Annotated in this window: 5 protein-coding genes; all 5 read left to right on the plus strand. The window is 49.6% G+C overall.

What is annotated here, in order from left to right; all coding sequences use genetic code 11:
- Positions 1 to 1035: aspartate aminotransferase family protein (locus tag MK323_15050; protein MCH2483462.1), on the plus strand; the 1035-nt coding region annotated here is incomplete at its 5' end.
- 143 nt (positions 1036 to 1178) lie between these two features.
- Positions 1179 to 2483 (plus strand): hypothetical protein, encoded by a 1305-nt coding sequence (locus tag MK323_15055; GenBank protein ID MCH2483463.1) that lies wholly within the window; start codon positions 1179 to 1181, stop codon positions 2481 to 2483.
- 342 nt (positions 2484 to 2825) lie between these two features.
- Positions 2826 to 3950 (plus strand): zinc-dependent alcohol dehydrogenase family protein, encoded by a 1125-nt coding sequence (locus MK323_15060; GenBank protein ID MCH2483464.1) that lies wholly within the window; start codon positions 2826 to 2828, stop codon positions 3948 to 3950.
- An 18-nt stretch (positions 3951 to 3968) separates the two neighbouring features.
- Positions 3969 to 4142, plus strand: coding sequence for a hypothetical protein (locus MK323_15065; protein MCH2483465.1), 174 nt, complete (start codon positions 3969 to 3971; stop codon positions 4140 to 4142).
- A 190-nt stretch (positions 4143 to 4332) separates the two neighbouring features.
- A partial coding sequence (locus tag MK323_15070; protein ID MCH2483466.1) for a hydroxypyruvate isomerase occupies positions 4333 to 4681 on the plus strand: 349 nt, incomplete at its 3' end.

A 4681-nucleotide genomic window follows, 5' to 3' on the forward strand; every position in this document is an offset into this window, starting at 1 on the left:
TATATTCTGCTTGCGGAAAGACTGAATGCTTTGGCACCCGGTGACTTCCAAAAGAAATCGTTGTTTTTTTCCGCGGGTGGGGAGGCTGTCGAAAATGCTGTTAAAATTGCCCGGTATTTCACTCAACGTCCCGGGTTGATTACTTTTACCAATGGCTATCATGGTCGTTCCTACATGGGGATGGGTTTAAGTGCACGGATGGATCCCTTTAAGATTGGATTTCGGCCTTTCCCAACAGAAATTTATCGAATTCCATTTCCGGACAAGTATCACAAGATAACGCTTGATGACACCAAGCGTGCATTTGGAACATTGTTTGGAAGTGATATTGAACCTACGCAAATCGCCGCCGCTATCTTTGAGCCAGTTCAAGGAGAAGGAGGCTACAACGTTGCAGAGCCAGCGTTCTTAGAATATCTGCGCGAACTTTGTGATGAACATGAAATCGTCATGGTTGCCGACGAGATTCAGTCAGCGTTTGGTCGCACCGGGAAGATGTTTGCCATGGAACACTTTGATATTGCGCCTGATCTAACATGTGTTGGAAAAAGCATGGGTGGCGGACTTCCATTGTCAGGTATTGTTGGACGCTCAAGTATCATTGATAGTGTCCCGCCAGGTGGTCTTGGTGGCACATTTGGTGGTAACCCTGTTGCGTGTGCTGCGGCGCTAGCCGTTCTTGATGTTATTGATGAAGAGAGTCTGCTCGAAAAGGGACTCAGGTTGGGTACTCAAATTAACACTCACTTCAGAGAATTGGCTGACAGGCACACTTGTATAGGCGATATACGAGGGCTGGGATGCATGAATGCAATCGAAATAGTTAGTGACCGCAAATCTCGTGAACCGGCTGGCGAACTCACAGCTGAGATCGTCAAGGTAGCACTTTCAAAAGGCTTAATCCTGGTGACGGCAGGGTCGGCGCGGAATGTCATACGCATACTTGTTCCATTGTCCGTATCAACAGAAATTATTGACGAAGGAATGAGTATTCTTGAGACATCAATCAGCGAGGCCGTGTCTCAGGCATCCTGATAGAACGTATCAGCACATTTAACAAATGCGTAATAGGTTCCGATGATTATAATAGAATTTTTTTGTGTTTCATGTATAGCTAGCCTCACATAAAGGACAAAATGAAAATTTATATCTCACAAGAATTAGATATAGGCTGACCCATGACCAAGATTGAAAACTATGCCTTTCCAACCGGGCTTCACCTTTTGACGCGCTGGCAAGCCGGCGATAAGGGTGCAAAAGAGGAAATGACCCGGATCTTTGATGCGGCCATCGCGGGCGAGTTCGACGAGAACTTTGCCATCCTCGCGCCGCCCAATCGGGTCAATTCCACCGCATCGGTACATATGCTGGCGCTGGCGGTGCTGCACGATCTCTATAGAATCGAGTCCCGGGAGTACTACAACACTGATCCTTATCGCTATGTCCGCACCAATCTGGCCGTGAGCCGCCTTTTGGGGGTGCACAAGTTTTACATGACATGGGCACTTTATGCCTTTACCTGCGAGACGCTGGAGCAAAAGATGATGTACCCTGACAGGTTCCCGCCGGGGGCGGATCCGGATTCGATTCTGATCAACAAGGACAACTGGCACCTGCTTAAGACGCCGGATTTTACCACAGGCGTGCCCAAGGAGATCGATGACATCCTGCGCGTTACTGAAGAGTTGACAGGGATGCCGCCTCTTCTGCAGATTTCCGCGCCCTATAGCCTTGCAGCGGACATCTATGGGCAGGAGCCACTGCTAGCAGATTTGGTGAATGACCCGGACACCGTGAATGCCATGCTGGACCATCTCGGCGACAAGGTTCTGGCACCATGGATGGATCATCATTTCGAGAACTTTCCGAATGGATGGGTGGAATTGTCGGATGCATCGGGATCGCCCTTCTTCATCGGGCCGGAGAACTGCAAGACCATGTCGATCCGTTCGATCCGGCACATGCTGCGGGACAAACCCTATGCCGACCGGGTGTTCGACAACAACTTTCGCGGAGATTTTGTGGCCGAGGTGAAGAAGAAGGTTCGCGCCTCACGGCGCAAGGCTCCGGAGAGCATGGCACCGGACAAGGATAAACTGATCGAGCTGACCGAGGCCAAGGTCAGCGTCAACCCGGTCTTCATCATGCGGCTTGAGGCGGACAAGGTGGATATCTCGTTCTACGAAAAACAGGCCATCGACCGCAACATGCCCCTGACATCGGGCATCGGTTCGCCCCAGATCGACCGCAACAGCATCGAGAACCTGGAGGCGGCAAAGGTGGAGTTCCGCAAAGAGGCGTGGTCGTTTGTCGAAGCGATCAAACGCGTTTGTGAGACCGTTGACCTGCCCGAGGACAATCATGTCAGTGCGTCCTGGCCAAGTCATGTTTATTTTGAAGACGTCAACGGGGAGTCGCAATTCAAGCTGGTCGAGATCATCCTCGACGAGGTCTATAAATCCGCGCCGATTGTACGGTCCTAATGGTCCTCACACGGATCACGGAGAAGGTGGACAGGCATTAAATGTACTAATTAGTGGGGCCGATGCTTTAAGGCCATAGAACAGTGAGATTTTGAATCGTGAAATATCCATGCGTTTTACAGAGTAACTTCTGATTCAAAACTACAAAATGCAAAATTGCCTTGTTTAGCTTTGTGCTAGCGGCAAGATTGAAACTATAGCAAAGGCCATGGCACTCATTTTTTTTGCTGTGAGAGTTTCCATTTTCAAGCAAACTGAAATTACAAGAGCTATCACAAAGCTCATGTTTGCAATTGGAATAACAATACTGGTATCAATGCATGACTACAAAAGGAAACAACGATGAAAGTTAAAGCTGCGGTGTTGCGCGAATCCGGTAAACCGCTACCATATGCGAATAGCCTTCCACTGAGCATCGAGGAGGTTGAACTAGACCCGCCGCAGAGTGGTGAGGTTATGGTGCAGGTTAAGGCGGCAGGTCTTTGTCACTCGGACTTGGTTGCCATCGATGGCGAGCGTGCTAAACCAATGCCGATGGTCATCGGACACGAGGCAGCCGGTATCGTTTGCAAGCTTGGACCTGAAGTGGAGCGTCTAACCGTGGGTGATCACGTAGTACCGAGCTATGTGGCTAGCTGCGGCCGTTGCGATATGTGTCAGGAGGGACGTCCTGCTCTTTGTCATCCGGCAACCGAGGCAAATAAAGCTGGGACATTGATTGATGGAACGACAAGACTACACAATAACGGCCAGCGCATCTATCACCATTCCGGTGTTGCCGCCTTCAGTGAATATGCGGTGATTTCACAAAATGCTCTGGTCAAGATTGATCCAAAAATCCCATTCGAAGTAGCTGCTCTTTTCGGTTGTGCGGTAGTAACAGGTGTCGGTTCGGTGGTTAATACTGCCAAGGTCAGTCCGGGGCAATCCGTCGCGATTGTAGGATTGGGGGGTGTCGGTCTGAATGCTTTGCTAGCATCGATTGCGTCAGGTGCTGGAAAAGTCATCGCGGTTGATGTCAAAGAAAAAAAACTGAAGATCGCCAGCCAGTTAGGTGCACACAATACTTTTAACTCGACCCTTGAAAATTGTGTGGAGCAAATACTTGAGCTCACTGACGGTGGCGTCCATTTCGCTTTCGAGACTGCTGGTGTTTCTCCAGCCTTGGATCTGGCGTATAAGATTACCCGCCGGGGGGGGATGACTGTCGTCGCAGGCATGCCTGGCCCTGAAGCCACAATCACACTTTCTCACCTCTCTCTTTCAGCAGAGGAGCGAATCATCAAAGGGAGTTACATGGGAAGTTGTGTTCCAAACCGTGACATTCCCCGCTACATTGCCCTCTATCAGAAGGATTGCCTTCCTGTCGACAGACTCCTTGGTGATCGGTTTAGTTTTAATGGACTGAATGAGGCTTTTGACCGACTGGCTGATGGTGAGGCGCTCAGGCAGATTTTAATTTTATGAGGTATTCATGTTGGCCTGGTGGTAGACGTGGTTACCACCACGGTGTCCTGCCAGCTGGTCGATCTAAGTTCGGGAGAAGTACTTGCGGTGGCCGGCGCAATGAATCCGCAAATTAGTTTTGGGGAAGACTTGATTTGTCGGGTGTCTTACGTGGTGGCAAAACCTCAAAGTGTGGGCGAGATGGCCGGGTAGGCCATAAAAGGCGCGAGTAAGGGTAAAACTGTTCCTATGTCCGGACTGGTTGTCTAGCTGATGCAAATCCAATCGGGTAATTAATTCCCGGACCAGTATTCTTCTATATTGGCCGGTTTATATACCCTTGCAAAAATTCCTAACTTAAATACCGTTGTTACTCTTTTAACGAAACCAGAGACAGAGAACAATGCCACGTTTTTCTGCCAATCTAAGCTTATTGTTTACCGAACTACCCTTGCTGGAACGTTTCAGAGCTGCGAGAGAATGCGGATTTCAGGGCGTTGAAATCCAGTTTCCGTATGATACTCCGGCAGCAAACATCAAGGCTCAAATCGATCTTACTGGGCTTGAACTTGTACTGTTCAACGTACCAGCAGGCGACCTGATGAACGGTGGAGAAGGGCTCGCCGCTGTTTCGTCGAAACGCCACGATTTCATTGATGCCGTTAACAAATCTGCCGAATATGCAGATATCCTCCGCCCAAAATTCATCAACGTTCTTCCTGGATGCTGCTCTGAGACCTACCGTCTCGCCC

Source organism: Gammaproteobacteria bacterium (assembly GCA_022450155.1).
In the GTDB taxonomy this organism is placed as follows: Bacteria; Pseudomonadota; Gammaproteobacteria; order Arenicellales; family UBA868; genus REDSEA-S09-B13.